Raw genomic sequence first — 17,514 nt, 5'->3', positions numbered from 1 at the left:
AAGAGAAGACTCTTTAGAAGAGAAGGAAGCTAAGAAGCTGTCCGATCAGCGAGGCCGCCATTTTACCGTGGAAGCTGTCGGTGTCAACCAGTGTCTTTCTGAAGTCAAAACAAACATTCAAAATTCTCATCTCTCTGCCTGTCTCTGCGTTTCAGCGCCAGCCAACGAGGAGCGCATTCTACGAATTCGCTTTAAATTGTCAACAAAATCATTAAAAAGAATGCTGGCGACGTATAAACAAAAACACCGGCACGGCCGGTGTTTTTGTTTATTAAAGAAGACAAATCAGATCAATTCAAACAACTGATGCTTCTTCTTACCCATTTTCACCAGAAAGAAGCGACCGAACATAGCCTTTTCAGCAGCAAAGGATTCTGTCAGTTTCATATTATCTTCCATGGATTTGGCATCACCATTAATAAGCAAACCACTACGACCCAGCGCATCTTTAATTTGCTTACCTTGTGCCAGACCACTTTCAGCCAGGAACTGATTCAGTGATTTACCATCAATATCAGCAGCGCCAAACTTGGTGCAAGGCAAACCGTCCATGCTCAACTGTTCCAGTTCCCCTTCACTCAGAGAGTTCAAGTCACCGGAGAACAATGCCTCAGTAATACGCACGGCAGAGGCCAAGCCGTCCTCACCGTGAACCAATTTAGTTGCTTCACGAGCCAGCACAGCCTGAGCTTCTGGCTTACCGTTACGTTCAGCATCTGCTTTTTCAATAGCTTCAATCTCCTCCACAGACAGGAAGGTGAAGAACTTCAGGAAGCGATACACATCGGCATCAGCAGTATTCAGCCAGAACTGGTAGAAGGCATACTGAGACGTTTTCTTCGGATCCAGCCAAACCGCACCACCTTCAGTTTTACCAAATTTAGTGCCATCAGCCTTGGTAATCAGAGGAACGGTCAAACCAAAAGTTTGGGCTTTGTTCTGGCGACGAGACAGATCAATACCACCAACAATGTTGCCCCACTGGTCAGAGCCGCCAATCTGTAATGTGCAACCATGACGACGATTCAGTTCAGCAAAGTCCATCCCCTGCAACAGGGCGTAGGAAAATTCGGTAAAGGAGATACCAGAACCTTCGCGATTAATACGTTGCTGTACGGATTCTTTGTTAACCATGGCATTCACAGAAAAGTGCTTGCCGACATCCCGCAGGAAATCGAGCACATTCATATTGCCAGTCCAATCGAGGTTATTGGCCACGATGGCAGAATTCTCACCACAGTCGAAGTCAATGAATTGACTGACCTGTCCTTTGATCTTATCAACCCAACCCGCAACAACATCAGTCGTGTTCAATTGACGCTCGGCCGCCTTGAAGCTTGGATCACCAATCAGACCAGTTGCACCACCCACCAGTGCAATAGGCTTGTGACCAGCCTGCTGAAAACGCTTCAGCACCAGAAGAGGAACCAAATGACCAAGATGGAGGCTATCTGCAGTTGGGTCAAAGCCACAATACAGGGTGCGTGAGCCTTCGGAAATATGAGAAACCAGTTCCTCTTCCGCAGTAACCTGATTGATCAGCCCACGCTGTTGCAGATCTTCCAATAACGGCTTTTGGCCCAACATAGCTCAACTACCTGTCAGTAACCCCACAGACTATTGTTCCCGTGTCCGCGAGTTGATGAATACTAAAAGGGGCAAACATACCGGATGACAGAAAAAAGACAACCTCCTGACAGCACCTGCTTACATTCCCCCCATCTGGACTTGCCCACACAGATATCTGGCAAGCCACGGGTATTTACGCGCCAAAGAAAGCTTTATACTGTATCTTTATTTTGAGTAACCCGCTTATATAGCCACGCTATTTCGAGTATGAATCTACTGAAACAAGCGCTGCAGTTTGCAGCCAAGAATTTTCCAAGACGCCACGTGCTGGTTATTGCCGCCGCGTCGTCCTGCGTTGGCCTGATGTTGGCTCTGGTCCCGGGTGAAAACGCGCAGGCAAAGAGAACCGAGATTCCTTTGTCTCTTACTGATATTGATAATCCAACACCTGTCAGCGCTCTGCCCTCTGAAGAAAAGACTCTTCTTAACCAAGCACCTGATACGCCTGAAAGATCTACCTCTGGGATAACAACAAAAACTCCTGAATCCATTAAACCTACAGCACCCGTGCAGCCTGTGATTGCCTGGCAGCAGACCAAGGTTCGCTCCGGCGATACTCTCTCAGGTATTTTTTCACGGCAATCTCTAAGCGCAGGAACACTGCAACGCATTCTGCGCACCAGCGACCACGGTAAAGTTCTTGCGGATATTCGCCCCGGCCAGACCATTGTGTTTGGGCGTATCAATGGTGAACTTCAAGCACTGAAATATCTCCGCAACCGCCTTGAGAGCATTGAATACCGCAAAACCGAAAACGGTTTTGAATCTCAGGAAATTATTCGGACGCCAGATATCCGCAGAGCCTACGCTTCTGGCACCATTGTCAATTCACTGTTTGTTGCAGCAACAAATGCCGGCCTGACAGACAATATGACTATGAAGCTCGCCAACATCTTTGGCTGGGATATAGACTTCGTTATGGATATCCGAAACGGCGACAGCTTTAACCTTGTTTATGAAGAGAAATACCTAGACGGCGAAAGAATTGGTGACGGCAATATTCTTGCCGCAACATTTACCAACCGCGGCAAAAAACTGGAAGCGGTTTATTTCACCGACAGCAAAGGCGAAAGCGATTACTACAGCGCGGATGGTAAAAGTATGCGCAAATCGTTTATCCGTACGCCGGTTGATTTTACCAGAATTAGTTCTCGCTTTAACCCAAATCGCCTACACCCGGTTTTTAAAACCAAGCGTCCCCACAGAGGCGTGGATTACGCAGCGCCGACAGGAACGCCCATCAAGGCCTCCGGTGATGGTGTGGTGAAGTTTTCTGGCCGCCAGAATGGTTTTGGCAATGTCGTCTTTATCAAACACCCAAACAATATTGTCACCGTTTACGCGCACCAAAGCCGCATTGCTCGAGGATTACGCAAAGGGCAAAGAGTGAAACAGGGGCAAACCATCGGCTATGTTGGACAGACTGGCTGGGCAACGGGACCTCACCTGCATTACGAATTCCGAGTAAATGGTGTGCACCGAAATCCATTAACCATCAAACTTCCTGACGCCCAGCCTCTGGTAGCCAGTGAAATCAATGATTTCCGCAGTTTAACCCGGGTTATGCTTGCAGAACTGGAGCAAAAATCCGCTACACTGCTGGCTTCAGCAGAAGACAATGGCAATGTCTCAACCCAATAAAATAAACAACATCCTTCCGAAAGAACCTGACCAGACCGAGCTTTATATCGGTCTGATGTCGGGAACCAGCATGGATGCCATGGATGCGGTGCTGGTCGATCTGGCACCGGAGTTTCCGGTGCTGCAGGAACATATCTCGATTCCTCTTCCATCCAGACTGCGCAGCCAGCTTCTTTCTTTATGCCAGCCCGGCGAGAACGAGATTGAAGCCATGAGTCAGGCAGATCTGGCTGTTGCCATTCTTGCCGCAGAAGCCATCAATAACCTTCTACAACTAGCCAATATTCCAGCCAGTGCCGTGCGCGCTATAGGCAGCCATGGACAAACAATTCGGCATCTGCCAAAAGTTGGCAATACACTGCAGATTGGCAACCCCAGCCTGATTGCCGAACAAACAGGCATTACCACTGTTGCAGACTTTCGTCGCCGGGATATGGCCGCAGGTGGTGAAGGAGCTCCACTGGTACCAGCTTTCCACGAAGCTATTTTTCGCCACCCAACAAGAACACGGGTTATCGCCAATATAGGCGGCATTGCCAACATAACAGTTTTGCCGGCATCGGCTGATCAAAGCGTTATTGGTTTCGACACAGGCCCGGGCAACACATTGATGGATGACTGGTGCTACCGCCATAGCGGCAGACGTTACGACAAGAATGGGCGCTGGGCCGCAACAGGAACAGCATCAGAAGAGTTGCTGGATATACTTCTGGCCGATGAGTTCTTTTCTCGTACTCCACCGAAAAGCACTGGCCGAGAATACTTTCACCATTCCTGGTTGTGGCATGGTTTATCCCACCTGGATGAACAATTAACAGGGCAAGATGTTCAAGCCACTCTCGTTGAACTTACATCCCGCTCTCTAGCCAAGGCTATTCGTGAACATGCACCAGACTGCCGGGAAGTTTATATCTGTGGTGGTGGAGCTCGAAACACAACACTGATTCGCAAGCTTTCCAGCAACCTTGATAACTTCCACGTTGCTACAACCGACTCTCTGGGCCTCCCCCATGAGTGGGTAGAAGCAACAGCTTTCGCATGGCTGGCCAGACAAACACTTCATGGCTTACCCGGAAACCTGCCAGCCGTGACGAACGCCTCTGGAAAAAGAATTCTTGGTGGCATTTACCCGGCCTGACCCTAAAACTTTAGATAAAAAAATACCCGGCAGTTACCGGGTATTTTTTTTAATTTCTGAAACTGGATTACACAGTAAAGCTCATACCACAACCGCAAGTAGTAGCGGCATTAGGATTGGTTACAGTGAACCGTGAACCTTCCAGACCTTCAACATAATCAACAGTAGCACCAAAGAGATACTGGAAACTCATGGAATCAACCACCATTTTCACACCAGTTCTCTCTACGACAGTATCGTCTTCAGCCAATTCTTCATCAAAGGTGAAACCATATTGAAAGCCGGAACAGCCTCCACCGGTTACATAGACGCGAAGCATCAGCTTTCCATTGCCCTCTTCCTCAACCAAAGCTTTCACTTTGGCTGCAGCGTTATCGCTGAAAATAATCGGCTCCGGGACAAAAGTTTCGGCGGCGGACATTCGACCTCCTGACTTACAGCATATTCGGATATTATCCTCATATCCGAGTAATACAGTCAACTATAGTAAACACCGACCAGATCAATGAAATGGTCGAAAAATTGCTTTTAATCAGCCATAGCTGGCTCAATTTCCCCTTCATAAACAGGGGCTTCAATGGCTTTAGGTTCAACTTGTGACGGAGCCATATGCTCCAGACTACCGTTTACCTGTGCACCGACAACCATTTCAATTAATTGGTAATAGACATTACCACTAATCACAGCCTTGGATGCCAATTCCAATTTTTCTGTTGCGTAAACATCGCCTTTAACAGAGCCGTTGATGATAATATGGGGGGCGTTAATATCACCCTCAATAACACCACCTTCAACCAGACGCAGTGTACCTTCTACTGCCCGGACATCTCCAACAATCTTTCCTTCAACATGCATAACACCACGGAAACGTATATCACCGGTAATTTCCGTGTGATCAGAAATCAGGGTTGTACTGCCACTGGTAGGTGCCACCACATCGTTTTGGCCTTTTTTGCCCCACATAACTACTCAGATTCCTCAATAAGCCATTCAAACGTCTTTTTAATAATCTTCCGTGATGGGCTGGTCAGCTGAACTGACACCTCCACAACCTCAGGCTCAAAGCCCTCTGGCAACTCTAAAACACCCCATACTCCGTCACCGGGCACACTCTGAAAATAACGAAACCCGAGCCCCTGCCCGCCACTCTCTAGCTGTTTAGACAGAGAATACAGATCGTAAGATTTCTTTGCATCACCAAGAAAACCGTCAACACGCGCTTTGAAGTTACCCTTCTGTAAACGATGCTGTTTGGCATTCTGGACAATCATAAACTTCCACTGGAATTTGCCGGGATCTGATGTGGGCAACAGTTCGAAGCTTTGAATATTAACCCCTTCTTCCAGGCTGGCTGGATCCATAATACTTCTAAAGAAGCTCAGATCCCGGGTCAACACACTTTTCTCTTCTCGCAGCTTCACCAGCTCCAGACGAACTTCTTCAGCCGCCTCACGGTTAATCCAGGCGCCACGTTCAAGAATGGCCACCTTTCTGCGCAAAACATCAAGTTCCTCAATCTGCTCACTGTTTTCCGCTTTGGTCAGAATCAGCTCTTCACGAAGAATCCCCAACTCTCTGGCAGCCATGGAGATACCCAGATAAAAGCTAGCCACTGCTGTTCCGGCTACTAACAGCAAAATCAGCAAGCAGTACCGAACATTTCGACGGGGGTCATGATCAACAACGAGCAGTCGCTTACTTCCCTGCAGGGAGCGAGAACCACCAAAGCGTAAAAGCTCTTTCCAGCCTTTGTTCAAACAGTACTCCTCAAACTACCCCTCAGGGTAACAGGCCAACTATTTCAAGACCTTCCGATTCGGGGAGGCCAAACATTACATTCATATTCTGCACCGCCTGTCCCGACGCACCTTTTACCAGGTTGTCGATCACGGACAGAATAACAACCGTATCACCATCTCCCGGACGGTACAGGGCAATACGGCACTGATTCGCTCCCCGCACACTGCGGGTCTCCGGCAGACTTCCCTGAGGCATAACGTCAACAAAAGCCTCATCCTGATAAGCCTGCTCATAAAGTAACTGCAGCTGTTCAGTAGAAACATCACTGCCTGGAGCCAACCGGGCATACAGGGTGGCATGAATGCCACGAATCATCGGCAAGAGATGAGGCACAAACGTCAGGTGATTAATTTCACCGTGACTCATTGTTGCCAAACCCTGCTCGATTTCCGGCTGGTGCCGGTGCCCCGAAACACCGTAAGCGTGGAAAGAATCTCCCGCTTCACAGAGCAGTGTTCCCACACTGGCTCCACGACCTGCGCCACTGGCACCGGACTTACAATCGGCAACCAGACTTTCTGGCTGGATCAACCCAGCGTCCAATAAAGGCTTATACCCAAGTTGAACGGCTGTTGGATAACAACCGGGGTTTGCCACCAGTTGAGCCTTGGCAATATCTGCCCGATTCAGTTCAGGTAATCCGTAGACTGCTTCATCTACGAGCTCTGGGCAGGCATGGGTCATGCCATACCACTGCTCCCAAACAGCAATATCCTTGATCCGAAAATCTGCAGCCAGATCAATCACCCGAACGCCTTTGGCGAGAAGTTCCGGCACCTGCTTCATGGCCACACCATTGGGTGTGGCAAAAAATACCACATCACAGGCTGCCAGCACCTCAGTATCTGGCGCAGTAAAGCAGTGGTCGATATGGCCTCGCAAGTTAGGATAGAGGTCATCAACTCGTCGACCGGCTTCCGCCCGGGATGTGACCGCAGTCAACTCTACTTCTGGATGCCTGACCAGAAGCCTCAGCAGTTCAACTCCGGTATAACCTGTACCGCCAACAACACCTGCCTTAATCACGTTCCCACACCCGTTCTTGCTGCTTGTTTTGGCCCATTATAAACAGGCCTCGACTTCTAATGCAGTAGAGCATTGCTTTGCACATGCTATCTCTTCGGCGTGCCCTCACAGGAACACATCATAAATTCTCTGTAAACCATGGTAAAATTGCCGGGATGGAATATTCAATTTGGCCATCACTGCTGTGCCGACAGTGTCACAAAACCTGTTAATTTCTGATTTTTCAGAAAGTTATGCTGTGTACGCACCTGTCCGGCTTTGAGGCAGGTTTGATTTCTGCCAATGAATGCTGCGAACTCAACGACACAACTGAACTTCAGCCACGTTGGGACTTCAGGCTAAATAGTGGAGTGACAACCAAACAAGGATTTTATTCAACAGGTGAGAATGAAACCGACACGCCCCAATTTTGACCGGTTCCGCCACAAACTGGCCAGCATAGATGCCCTTCCTCAGCTTACCCTGCTTGGGCTGGTCTGCGGTATTGTAACTGCTGTGATTATTGCGCTGTTCAGAGAACTGATTACTATTCTTTCGAGTCTTTTTCTGCACGGGCTTCCAGAAGGCGCCTATCAACAACTAACCTGGGCACACCGCATTATTCTGCCATTCATTGGCTCAATTCTGCTGATAGGTATTGCGCTGACAATTCGCAGCAAATTTCGCCCGGTTGGAGTTGTCCACCTGATTGAACGGCTGGACTGGCATCAAGGCCGCCTAAAAACAGGAAATTTTCTACATCAGTTTTTTGCTGGTGCTATCGCTATTGCCAGTGGTCACTCTATTGGACGTGAAGGCCCTGCAGTTCATTTGGGAGCAGCCGCGAGCAGCCTGCTTGGCCAGTGTATGCGTTTGCCGAATAACAGCTTGCGGATACTTGTGGCCTGCGGCACAGCGTCAGCGATTTCTGCGGCATTTAACACTCCCGTAGCCGGTGTTATTTTCGCGCTGGAAGTTCTGATGGTGGAATATTCTGTCGCTGGTTTCCTGCCCGTTATGCTGGCGTCTGTGAGCGCCGCCGCACTTACCCAGTTAATGTATGGAACGGAACCAGCTTTTGCAGTTCCTTCTATTGCCGTCAGTCTTTTGGATGAATTGCCAATGGTGATTCTCATCGGTTTTGTCATGGGAATTATCAGCACCGTTTACTGTCGTTTGATTATTTTTTTCAATAAAAGAACAAAGACTTTTACCGTCACAACACGGCTGATGCTCGCTGCCGGGATCACCAGTTTACTGGCAATCCCAGCCCCCGAAATCATGGGGGTGGGTTACGGAACCATTACTGAGCTGTTAAATGGTAGCCATATTCCTGTTCTGCTGATCACGTTGTTAGCCTGCAAGCTATTAGCCACATCGGCCAGTGTGGGAATGGGCGTTCCTGGCGGATTAATTGGCCCAACACTTTTTCTGGGTGCGGTGGGTGGAGCCCTGACTGCAACACTGGTATCCGCAATTCCCGGATTCACCACAGGCAGCACTGGCTTCCACGTTATGGTTGGTATGAGCGCCATGCTTGGGGCTGTATTACAAGCCCCACTAACAGCATTAGTTACTGTTGTTGAGCTGACCAAAAACCCCAGCCTGCTTTTCCCCGCCCTTCTCGCCATTGTGGTTGCTGCCCTCACTTCCACATTACTGTTGCGCCAGCACAGTATTTTTGAACTGATCCTCGACTGCTGGGGTTATGACCGTGCCAGTAACCCTGTGCACCGTGCCTTAAACCGCATGGGTATCAGCAGCCTTGTTAACAAAAGTTACGTAGAACTGGATCGCTGGCAGAGCGCACAAGATATTCAGGACAAACTGCGGGAACAGCCGGAATGGTTACTGGTGTCCGACGAAGGCAGGCCAAAAGCACTGATGCCAGTCATGGCTCTAGGGCCGTTCTTTGAGCAGGAAAAAGGATTATCTCTGGGAGAGGATGATGAACTTATCGATCTGCTGGGCGTTCCAGCGGTTCGCTATGATGTTTGCTCTCTCAATAATCGTGCATCTGTTTATGAAGCCTGGGAGTTGATGAAAGGTAAACAGATTGATGCTCTCTATGTCACCGACCTGATACGAAGGCAAGAGATCCGTACAGTTGGTATTGTTACCAGAGAAAGTCTTCAACGATATTATCGAGTGTAGATATAATGCTTTGACAATATCTCAATTATCAAAATAAAGCGTGGAGTGAAGGTATGTATTTATGGGTCAAGGCTTTCCATATTATTTCCATGGTGTGCTGGTTTGCCGGCATTTTTTACCTTCCTCGACTCTTTGTTTACCACGCGGAAACAACTGACCGTGAAGGTAGTGAACGTTTCAAAATCATGGAGAGAAAGCTTTACCGTGGAATCATGATGCCGTCTATGATCCTCACTCTTATCTTCGGCTTTTGGCTGATTCACCTGATTCCCGGCTATATGCAGCAAGGATGGATGCACGCCAAACTCACCCTCGTTGTTCTGCTGATTGGCTACCACCATATGTGTGGAGCCTTTATGAAGAAATTCGCCAACGACAACAACACTCGCAGCCATAAATTTTATCGCGTATTTAATGAGATACCCGTGTTTATTCTTTTGGGCATTATTATTCTGGTTGTCGTTAAACCGTTTTAAGAAAAGGTATCACCATGACGTCCTGCACAGACTCGAATTGCCTGTTCTGTCGAATAATCAGTGGCGATGAACCGTCAACCACGGTATACGAAGACGACAAGGTTCTGGCGTTCCGGGATAAGTTCCCCGCTGCTCCTGTGCATATTCTGATTATACCGAGAGAACACATTGCCACTTTAAATGATACAGAGCCAAAACATGCAGAACTGCTGGGGCACATAATGCTGACAGCAAGCAGGCTGGCCAAAGAATTAGACTTGGCAGACGACGGCTACCGTGTGGTTATGAACTGCAATCGCCAGGGTGGGCAGACAGTTTACCATATTCACCTACACCTTCTCGGAGAGCGGCCAATGCGCTGGCCTCCGGGCTGATAAACAGTCAGATAAAACAGGAGCCAGTCAGGCTCCTTTTTCGTTTAGCGCGAATTACAACTCAACAATTTCAAAATCGTGAGTAATCTCCACGCCAGCTTTTCCCAGCATAATAGAAGCAGAGCAGTATTTATCGGCAGACAGCTCTACAGCCCGGCGTACTACAGCTTCTTTCAGGCCACGACCAGTGACAACAAAATGCAGATGAATCTTGCTGAAAATGGCAGGCACAGCATCTACCCGCTCACTATCGAGCTGTACTTCACAATCAATCACATCCTGGCGGGATTTTTTCAGGGTGCTGACAACGTCTACAGACGAACAGCCACCCACAGCCATCAGAATCATTTCCATTGGGCTGGGAGCGGATTCAGAACCGCCGTGCTTGCTGGATGTGTCCATCATAATACTGTGGCCACTGCCAGACATGCCGGCGAATCGCATGCCATCAATCCATTTCACCTGAGCTTTCATGCTTTCTCTCTTTCAGCACCACCCAATAATTCCCACCTGCCAGGCAAGAAGTACCGGATAGTTAAAAATTAGATGTAGTATGTCATTTAATCGAATGACAAGTTCACCGATTATACATTCACAGAGACAACCTGTTCAGGGGGACTGTATTTCATTTACACTACCGCTGAAGAAGTCGCCTACTTGAGAAATGTATCTCATTTAGAGCGTCTATCAGAGCACAAGACTCGACACTTGAGCTAAAAACAGATTAAGTGTTAATAACACAAAAAAAGAAACGCCGGGATATGGCCTTAAAAATTCCAACAGTAACGGAATGTCACCTATGGTAGTACGAACCCGACATATACCTGTCGAGCAAAAAGAACGTACAGAGCGATTTCTTAAGCATTGTCATATTCACCATTATCGCGCTCGCACCAATATTATTAGCGCTGGCGATGCTGCAGACACCCTTTATTACATCGTAGACGGCTCTGTGACCGTCTTTGTTGAAGACGACGACGGTCGTGAAATTATTATTACCTACCTCAACCGCGGAGACTTTTTCGGGGAACTGGGTCTGTTCCTGAACAATATTGATACCAAGCGTTCAGCATGGATCAGGGCGCGGGTTCATTGTGAAATAGCAGAAATCAGCTACTCTCGAGCTCGGGAGCTCGCCCGAGACATTCCCGACATTCTCTTTGAGATCAGCAAACAGATCGCTAAACGACTGCAGATAACAACACGTAAAGTCAGTGACTTGGCATTTCTTGATGTGACTGGCCGTGTGGCCAGAACCCTTCTTGATCTTTGTGAACAGCCAGATGCCATGACCCATCCGGACGGCATGCAGATTCGTGTTACCCGTCAGGAAATCGGTCGTATCGTTGGTTGCTCCCGAGAAATGGTCGGCAGGGTGTTAAAAAACCTGGAAGATGAGGGTATCGTCTCTGTGAAAGGGAAAACCATGGTAGTCTTCGGCACCCGTTAGTCGTATTATCCGCTGCCTTTCAAAAAGGCTTAACAGGTAATTTGACCGGATGTCCATTGGTACGACTTTTCCCGAACGTTACGAATCACTGCTAGCTGAGAAGGCTGACCGCCTCCAGCAGCTGATGGGCGAATTCAACGCTCCGGAGCTGGAAGTCTTCCCATCCGCTCCTGAGCACTTCCGCATGCGGGCCGAGTTCCGCATCTGGCACGAAGATGACCAGTCTCACTACATCATGTTTGACCAGCTGACCCGGGAACGGGTCTCTGTCACAGAGTTTCCTGTTGGCTCAACACGCATCAACGAGCTGATGATGCCTTTGATGCAGGCTCTGCGTGAAAAGGAAATTCTGCGCCGCAAACTCTTTCAGCTTGAATTTCTCACCACCCAAACCGGTGAGGCACTGGTTTCTCTGATTTACCACAAGCAACTAGATGACCAATGGCAGGCAGCTGTTCGCCCCCTTCGCGAGCAGTTTGGCATCGATATTATTGGTCGTGCCCGTAAACAAAAGCTTTTACTGGAAAAAGACTGGGTCACAGAAGAACTCAACGTTGGTGGCCGCCTGTGGCGTTATAATCAGGTTGAGAACAGCTTTACCCAACCCAATGCTGGCATCAATGAGAAGATGCTTGGCTGGGCAGAAGAAGCAACCCGTGGCAGTGAAGGTGACTTGGTCGAATTGTACTGTGGTAACGGTAACTTTACCTGTGTACTGGCGAGTAACTTTGATCGGGTTCTCGCAACTGAGATCTCCAAATCTTCGGTTAACTCTGCTCAAAAGAACTTTGAAATGAATGCTGTGGATAATGTCACTATTGCCCGCATGTCCAGCGAAGAATTTACCCAGGCACTGAACCGCGAACGCCCATTCCGCCGACTCAGCCATGTAGACTTAGATAGCTACAACTTCAGTACTATTTTTGTTGACCCTCCCCGTGCCGGCCTTGATCCAGATACTGAAGCTTTGGTTCAGCGTTTTGATCGTATCGTTTATGTGTCCTGCAACCCGAACACCCTCAAAGAAAACCTGAAAACCCTGACCCAAACCCACAAGGTCGAAAAGCTGGCTCTCTTTGATCAGTTCCCTTATACCGACCATATGGAAAGTGGCGTACTGCTTACCAAAATGTAATGTGTTAACTGCTAGACTGAGGCGATAGTACGAACAAGAATTTCCAAATGCCTCAGTCTTCTATCAGCGTTGACCCGTTATTGTTAATCACCCTGTGTGTCATTCTGCTGCTCACAGGGTGTGCTCTTCGTAAAAACACTACAACCTCTGCCCCACCATCTCAGGCGATTGATGTTTTGCTTATTGCTTACGATAACGGTGACGGTCGGGCTTTTCGTTCTTTATTACCCGAGCTGGATGAAAAGAATATTAACTGGCACCTGATTGCTTTTGGCCCTGCCACCGCATTGTTTAAGAACACCCCTAATACCACCCTGCTTAATGCCAGTGCTTCACCCGAACAACTCAGGGAATGGCAGAATAATCGCTATACCACCCTGCCAGAAAAAGACGCTGCATTATTAACCGAGAAACTTTCACCCCAAATTGTTCTGTCCGGAATGGCTCACAGCATACAGGCCCAACTCGTTCAGCAGTGGTGGCAGCAGGGAGCATGGACCATAGCTTTTTACGACAACATGGAGCCACCAGGCGGGCAAAACTGGGTAAAACCATGGCTTGATTACAACCCGACTGTTGAACAGTTACTAGTGACCACTAATCTGGTGAAAAGAAGCTTTCCCGATAAAACCACCCGATCAGGAGAAGTGTCCCTTGTTTATCACCCAGCTCTTCAAGAGTGGCAAGAAACCTTTGAGCGAGAAGACCGCCAACTGCTTGCGCAAAGCCTGAACCTGGATGACAGGCCTGTAGTTTTGGTAGCGGGAGGTTATGGTGATGATTTTCAGCGTAGCCTTGAAGTTATCACGTCTGCGGCAGCTCTCAGGGAAGATTTGCAGTGGGTGTTCACACCTCACCCAAGAACCCTGATTTCACCAGTTACCACCAACAATGACCATACCCCTTTGAGAACGATCACCAACACTCCAACTGTTCGGGTTGCGACTCTGGCTCAGGTTGTTGTGAGTCACAGATCGACTGTTGGTTGGATGTCCGCACAGATCGGGATACCAGTCATTTTTGTCCGCCCTAAGGAGCAAGCCGATATTATCGAGAGAGGGCGGGTTCGCACAGTGGATGATGAAACGACTTTTCTTAATGCGCTTCACCGCCAGCTTGATAATCCTCCCGAACATATCCCGCAACCTGAAAAAAAAGCAGGATCTTCAATAGCAGATCTTCTGGAGCGGCGCCTGAGAGAACAGAAGCCATCTTCCATAAAGGTTGAATCTGTTAATGACATTCAGCTCTAAATTTTTGTGACGTTAAATATTGGTGACGTTAAATATTGGTGACGTTAAACATTGGTAAGAAGTTCTTTGTTGAACTAACAAAGAGGTCAAGAGGAGTACCCAGCAGGGAATCTTTGTTGGGATATTAAGTCAGAATTTACTCCAAAACATTTTTTAGGAGGTTATTGTGGCTTCACCATTATCTACAAAAGGGGTAGCAGATTCAGGCGGTTCAAACCGTAATCATGATTGGGTTCAAAGAACGAAGAGTAAACAGCACGAGGCTGGGGCAGTTAGAATTGCAGGGCAGCATCTTCCTAGAGTGGCAGAAAAAGGAGGAGCATTTGCTACACCGGACACTGCTCTGCCAAACAGGCGAGTCAGGGAAGAGAAAGAAACCATAATTCCCCTTTCATCTCTTTCTCTTGAGGAACAACAGTTATTTTCGCTAGGAGAAGCTCCTTCTGTCGATCAGGAAAAATCACTTCTCGTTAAGTTGTGCAGGAACATGGCAGGGAACTCTTCAAGTTCAGAAGAGAAAGAACAGTTTAGCAGGCTGGGAAGTATGTTTGACCAGTTATTCTTCTTTAAGGTTCCAGATGAACTACCTGACTTTAGATTAATCCGATGTTATCTGGGTTTTGGAGCGGAGGGATGGACATACACTACCGCTCCTTTCAACCCTAAAGATCAAAGTCAACTGAAAAAGGTGCAAAACAAGGCGCAGTTAGCGGGATTGTTTGTCAAATATATTTGTTCTTCTCAGTTTTTTACTCCTGTAAATAAATCTATAGGAACTTATATAAGAAAATGGTTGAGAACAAAAAATTTCTGTCAAATTCTTGAAATTGGGGCTGGTACTGGATGGTGGGCTTCAGCTCTAGCTCACCGTGGTAATACACAAAAGAATATTTCAGCAGTTTCCGTAAAAGCCACTGATTCAAAAGAGGCATTAATATCTATGGTCAAGGACATGGTTGAGAGAGAGGAAATTGTTCCTCAGGCACAATCTGAGCAAAGAATTCCAGAGGAAGTACCTCAAGATAAGGAACAATGTGCTTTCACCAGACCAGTGACAACCGTTGAAGGTCAAATATCTGAGGAATTGGGAAAGGGGTATATCTCTATCGCTACAGCTCACCATGTTGAGATGAGTGATGCCGTTGAAAGTATCAAACGATATTCATGTGATCACGATATTCTTCTTGTCACTTCACCAGTGCCGGAAGTTGTAAATGCATTGCAACACTGGCCTCGGGACAAACCAATTTTCTGGGTTTCCCAAGTAACACTGAATCAATATGCAAGGGACAATGGGCATAAAGTAACATACCAAAAATTATCTAATGATTTGGATACACTGGTGTTAACCATGCCTGCGAGTGGAAGGTCCTGTGTTATCGAGGTTATAAAGATTAATAGTTGGGTGTAAGGTAGTGGCCAGCAGGTCGGCCACTACCTTGATGGCGGGCCAGGTCACTGATCAGATCAGGCTGTGACCAGTCATCTCTTCCGGCTGTTCTAATTCCACCAGAGACAGCAGGGTCGGATTAATATCCGGCAGTTGGCCACCACTGAAGAAAAAGGTGATGTGAGCATACCTCTCGGTCTCTGCAATACGCAGTAGGGTTTTGCCCAGCTTGCCATATATTCGCCCATGGTGTTAAGCAGTGTGGCAGGCGGGAAAGCGCAGGGAGCAGGAATACTTTCAGCGTAACGGGTCAGCATAACAAAACCGGCCGGAGCAGGGCGTTGCTTGCAGGTAAAGCCGTTGAAGGCATCAGCAGCAAATACGCGGGACAGCTGGCGAGCACGGTCAGTACGGAAGTTCATAAAGACAACCGCGTCGCCATCGCTCATTACCGCTGGTGATTTACCTTCCGGTACGATACAGGTTGCTTTGACAAACTCATCATTCTCATCACGGCTGTAAACCGCTTCCAGATCTTCTACTGCAGTTGTAGCAGTGTGTGCGCATTCGCCAGCAGTCATCAGGTTCAGGGCTTCTTCCTCGCGCTCCCAGCGCTGCAATCTGACATTTCAGAGCAATTAACTCCTCCTTACTCATGGTGATTTGAACTTGAGAAAAAGGAGTCTTCTTAACAGAAAGTGAAGGTGGTAATGCCATGAGGACAATATAGTCGTCACAGGATGTCTATGTGGGAAACTATGGGATCACCGAATACTTACAGCAACACGACCGGCGTTCAGCTTTTGCAACAGAGCATCAGTTTTATCCAAAGATGCTTTGGCGCTGCGGGGAGGTGTGTCACGGCCATCCAGGAATCAGCAGTGCAATTGTAGTGCGCTTTGTCACGCTGTTTCGGCGTCGCGTGAAGAAAATAGAGGAACGAATTCCAGCTCTTTCCGGCCATTGAGGCTATGAAGATCGTTGACCAATACCAGACTGTTGGGTATGTGAAAGTGTGCGAAATTGCTGGGGGGAGTCTTTTACAAAACTGCCCTAAAGTTATCAGGGCAGTTTTGCACAGGAAGGTTCAAACTGTGACATATCGCAACTTTACTAATCACAGCTCTCAACGGTAGGCTAGGTATTGCTTTCACAAGATCAGAGATAGGTATGCCCGGCTGGCTTTACCGTAAACAAACACTTATCACGGCAGGTCTGCTAATAGCAGCAACCTGTGTCGGTATTGTGTTCTGTTACCAGCTGGTTGCCCGTCAAGCCGCTCCTTATATTTATGATTCCCCCGATGATCTTCCGATCAACAACGTTGGTGTTGTTCTGGGAACCAGTCGTTACACCTCTCAGGGAAAACCCAATGGCCACTACCGGCGCAGAATGGAAGCTGTTGCCCAGCTGGTGAAAGAAAAGCGTATCAATTATGTTTTAGTAAGCGGTGATAACGGAACCCGCTGGTATGATGAACCCACCAGAATGCGCCGAGACCTGATCAGACTGGGCATCCCACCATCGGTAATTTATCGGGATTACGCTGGTTTTCGCACCCTTGATTCCATCCTTAGGGCAAGGGATGTTTTCGGGCAGACTTCTTTCACCATTATCTCCCAGAAGTTCCAGAACGAGAGAGCCCTTTTTATTGCTCATCAAAACAATATTAATGCCATAGCCTTTAATGCCAAAGGGGAGCTTCTGTTAACTGATTTCAGCAATCAGATTCGGGAAATTCTGGCGCGGGTGCTGGCGGTGATCGAAATCCAGTTTCTGGGGACCGGCCCCAAGGTACTGGGGCCAGCCATCATTATTGGCGAAACGCCTCCAACATAATAAATTTATTGACCACAGCTATAACCGTTAGCCTTCATCAGTTCACAGACCTTACGGGCAATAATCTTGTGGGCTGCAGTGGTAGGGTGTACCAGGGAGGCGTTTAATCTCTTCTGCCGGGGCAATGCTGCTTAGAAGTGAGCCAAAACCCAGAAATACAGCGGCAATGAAAAGTCGAATCCTTTCGATCATAGGATAAGCCTGAATATTCAATCCGTGATGTTCAACAG

19 protein-coding genes are annotated in these 17,514 nt (G+C 48.0%); 12 read left to right on the top strand and 7 right to left on the bottom strand.

All coding sequences use genetic code 11. The features are described from left to right. Nucleotides 1-307, top strand: a 307-nt coding sequence (locus QMA35_RS13365) for a hypothetical protein (protein WP_281647651.1), incomplete at its 5' end; no start/stop codon positions are given. On the opposite strand, the gene tyrS is transcribed toward QMA35_RS13365, so the two are convergent. After that, the gene (tyrS, locus tag QMA35_RS13360) at nt 286-1,587 is read right to left on the bottom strand and encodes a tyrosine--tRNA ligase (RefSeq protein WP_281647650.1); all 1,302 of its coding nucleotides are present in this window, start codon (nt 1,585-1,587) and stop codon (nt 286-288) included. The two genes, QMA35_RS13365 and tyrS, sit on opposite strands and share 22 nt — an antisense overlap. A gap of 249 nt (nt 1,588-1,836) precedes the next feature. Here tyrS and QMA35_RS13355 point away from each other — a divergent pair, with 249 nt between their 5' ends. Continuing rightward, nucleotides 1,837-3,270 (top strand): peptidoglycan DD-metalloendopeptidase family protein, encoded by a 1,434-nt coding sequence (locus QMA35_RS13355; protein ID WP_281647649.1) that lies wholly within the window; start codon nt 1,837-1,839, stop codon nt 3,268-3,270. Further along, nucleotides 3,254-4,408, top strand: coding sequence for an anhydro-N-acetylmuramic acid kinase (locus QMA35_RS13350; RefSeq protein ID WP_281647653.1), 1,155 nt, complete (start codon nt 3,254-3,256; stop codon nt 4,406-4,408). Before QMA35_RS13355 ends, QMA35_RS13350 begins: the two co-directional genes overlap by 17 nt. 67 nt (nt 4,409-4,475) lie before the next feature. On the opposite strand, the gene erpA is transcribed toward QMA35_RS13350, so the two are convergent. The 4 genes from erpA to argC all read right to left on the bottom strand — a co-directional run bounded on the left by erpA (nt 4,476) and on the right by argC (nt 7,234). After that, a complete protein-coding gene (gene erpA, locus QMA35_RS13345; protein WP_281647648.1) occupies nt 4,476-4,829 on the bottom strand; it encodes an iron-sulfur cluster insertion protein ErpA in 354 nt (117 codons plus the stop codon). Between the two features lie 107 nt (nt 4,830-4,936). After that, nucleotides 4,937-5,371: a polymer-forming cytoskeletal protein gene (locus QMA35_RS13340; protein WP_281647647.1), complete on the bottom strand. Its 435-nt coding sequence runs from the start codon at nt 5,369-5,371 to the stop codon at nt 4,937-4,939. Between the two features lie 2 nt (nt 5,372-5,373). Next, on the bottom strand, nt 5,374-6,165 hold the full coding sequence (locus tag QMA35_RS13335) for a DUF6776 family protein (RefSeq protein ID WP_281647646.1): 792 nt from the start codon (nt 6,163-6,165) through the stop codon (nt 5,374-5,376). Nucleotides 6,166-6,187: 22 nt separating this feature from the next. Further along, nucleotides 6,188-7,234, bottom strand: a complete 1,047-nt coding sequence (argC, locus tag QMA35_RS13330) for an N-acetyl-gamma-glutamyl-phosphate reductase (protein WP_281647645.1) — start codon at nt 7,232-7,234, stop codon at nt 6,188-6,190. A 387-nt stretch (nt 7,235-7,621) separates the two neighbouring features. On the opposite strand from argC, the gene QMA35_RS13325 reads away from it, so the two are divergent. The 3 genes from QMA35_RS13325 to QMA35_RS13315 are packed head-to-tail and all read left to right on the top strand — an operon-like array spanning nt 7,622 to nt 10,217. Further along, complete coding sequence (locus QMA35_RS13325) at nt 7,622-9,367, top strand: chloride channel protein (protein WP_281647644.1); 1,746 nt, start codon at nt 7,622-7,624, stop codon at nt 9,365-9,367. 53 nt (nt 9,368-9,420) lie between these two features. Further along, entirely contained in the window at nt 9,421-9,843 is a 423-nt protein-coding gene (gene hemJ / locus QMA35_RS13320; RefSeq protein ID WP_281647643.1) for a protoporphyrinogen oxidase HemJ, read from the top strand. Nucleotides 9,844-9,857: 14 nt separating this feature from the next. After that, nucleotides 9,858-10,217 carry a histidine triad nucleotide-binding protein gene (locus tag QMA35_RS13315; protein ID WP_281647642.1) on the top strand — a complete coding sequence of 120 codons (360 nt, stop codon included), beginning with the start codon at nt 9,858-9,860 and terminating at the stop codon, nt 10,215-10,217. A 54-nt stretch (nt 10,218-10,271) separates the two neighbouring features. Here QMA35_RS13315 and QMA35_RS13310 read toward each other — a convergent pair whose 3' ends face one another. Then, nucleotides 10,272-10,691 (bottom strand): OsmC family protein, encoded by a 420-nt coding sequence (locus QMA35_RS13310; RefSeq protein WP_281647641.1) that lies wholly within the window; start codon nt 10,689-10,691, stop codon nt 10,272-10,274. 325 nt (nt 10,692-11,016) lie between these two features. On the opposite strand from QMA35_RS13310, the gene crp reads away from it, so the two are divergent. From crp to QMA35_RS13290, 4 genes are all read left to right on the top strand, one after another. Further along, nucleotides 11,017-11,667: a cAMP-activated global transcriptional regulator CRP gene (gene crp / locus QMA35_RS13305; RefSeq protein WP_281647640.1), complete on the top strand. Its 651-nt coding sequence runs from the start codon at nt 11,017-11,019 to the stop codon at nt 11,665-11,667. A 49-nt stretch (nt 11,668-11,716) separates the two neighbouring features. After that, the gene (gene trmA, locus QMA35_RS13300; RefSeq protein WP_281647639.1) at nt 11,717-12,802 is read left to right on the top strand and encodes a tRNA (uridine(54)-C5)-methyltransferase TrmA; all 1,086 of its coding nucleotides are present in this window, start codon (nt 11,717-11,719) and stop codon (nt 12,800-12,802) included. A 47-nt stretch (nt 12,803-12,849) separates the two neighbouring features. Then, nucleotides 12,850-14,055: a hypothetical protein gene (locus QMA35_RS13295; protein WP_281647638.1), complete on the top strand. Its 1,206-nt coding sequence runs from the start codon at nt 12,850-12,852 to the stop codon at nt 14,053-14,055. 166 nt (nt 14,056-14,221) lie between these two features. After that, nucleotides 14,222-15,466 (top strand): hypothetical protein, encoded by a 1,245-nt coding sequence (locus QMA35_RS13290; RefSeq protein ID WP_281647637.1) that lies wholly within the window; start codon nt 14,222-14,224, stop codon nt 15,464-15,466. A gap of 89 nt (nt 15,467-15,555) precedes the next feature. On the opposite strand, the gene QMA35_RS13285 is transcribed toward QMA35_RS13290, so the two are convergent. After that, entirely contained in the window at nt 15,556-16,065 is a 510-nt protein-coding gene (locus QMA35_RS13285; RefSeq protein WP_281647636.1) for a hypothetical protein, read from the bottom strand. Nucleotides 16,066-16,193: 128 nt separating this feature from the next. Here QMA35_RS13285 and QMA35_RS21930 point away from each other — a divergent pair, with 128 nt between their 5' ends. Then, entirely contained in the window at nt 16,194-16,412 is a 219-nt protein-coding gene (locus QMA35_RS21930) for a hypothetical protein (RefSeq protein ID WP_348650945.1), read from the top strand. A gap of 203 nt (nt 16,413-16,615) precedes the next feature. Beyond that, entirely contained in the window at nt 16,616-17,284 is a 669-nt protein-coding gene (locus tag QMA35_RS13275) for an ElyC/SanA/YdcF family protein (RefSeq protein WP_281647635.1), read from the top strand. The last annotated feature ends 230 nt before the right edge of the window (nt 17,285-17,514 follow it).

Source organism: Parendozoicomonas sp. Alg238-R29, from assembly GCF_947331445.1.
Lineage (GTDB): Bacteria > Pseudomonadota > Gammaproteobacteria > Pseudomonadales > Endozoicomonadaceae > Sansalvadorimonas.
This window is presented reverse-complemented; position numbering and strand designations above follow the sequence as displayed.